Source organism: Ensifer sp. 22460 (genome assembly GCF_052044935.1).
Taxonomy (GTDB): Bacteria; Pseudomonadota; Alphaproteobacteria; order Rhizobiales; family Rhizobiaceae; genus Ensifer.
Genome location: NZ_JBQENZ010000074.1, coordinates 1 through 696 on the forward strand (window position 1 = coordinate 1; position 696 = coordinate 696).

Below are 696 nucleotides of genomic sequence, written 5' to 3' on the forward strand. Positions count from 1 at the left end.
GACCATGCCGGCGCCTGGACGTCAAAGCTGCCGATCGCCGATCTCAAGGGCTTCTTCGGCGCACTCGGCTGCTCCTGCTGGGCCGTGTGAGACACGCAGAACGCTCGATATCGTCAGTGAAAACTCTTCCAAGGAACAAGAAATGAAAAGCATGGCCAGAACTGGTGCGATAGCGGCAGTCTCCATCCTGATCGCTTCGTCGGCCGCACTCGGTGATGACCGTGCCTCGTCAAAGGTCAAGGCCCGCCCTTCCTGGGCGAAGGTGGTTGTGAACCAGCCGTCGCCCAAGCGTGGCGCCTATTACAAGGGAGTATCCCGGACCACCTTCGGCAATCTCGAATGGCCGCAGACCCGATGAGGGACTAGAGTATCCCGCTTTCAAGCGGAATACTGGAAGCGGAAGGGCGCTCTAGAACCAAAGTGCCAGAGCTATCCGGCCCGCTTCCGGGGCGTTGTCGGGAGCTTTATCCGAAGTCGATTTCGCGGTGTGGTGGTGACCGGGATCGGTATCTGGGCGGCGAAGACCACGCCATCGGTGTGTGACCATCACAAAGGAGATGCGAAAGACCCTGGAGTGGCGTCGCCTACATCTATTGTTGCCAAAATCGCAATTCAGTCGAAATCATTATTGCAATTCAGCAGCGCAACCCGGTCGGCTACACCTGCTCTCACCAAACAAGTTCACCCCAGACCGGC

The 696-nt window shown here is 58.2% G+C and carries 1 protein-coding gene; it reads left to right on the forward strand.

Annotated elements, in window-relative coordinates; translation table 11 throughout:
* The first annotated feature begins 151 nt into the window (after window positions 1-151).
* Window positions 152-358: a hypothetical protein gene (locus ACTJKM_RS36050; RefSeq protein WP_156436805.1), complete on the forward strand. Its 207-nt coding sequence runs from the start codon at window positions 152-154 to the stop codon at window positions 356-358.
* The last annotated feature ends 338 nt before the right edge of the window (window positions 359-696 follow it).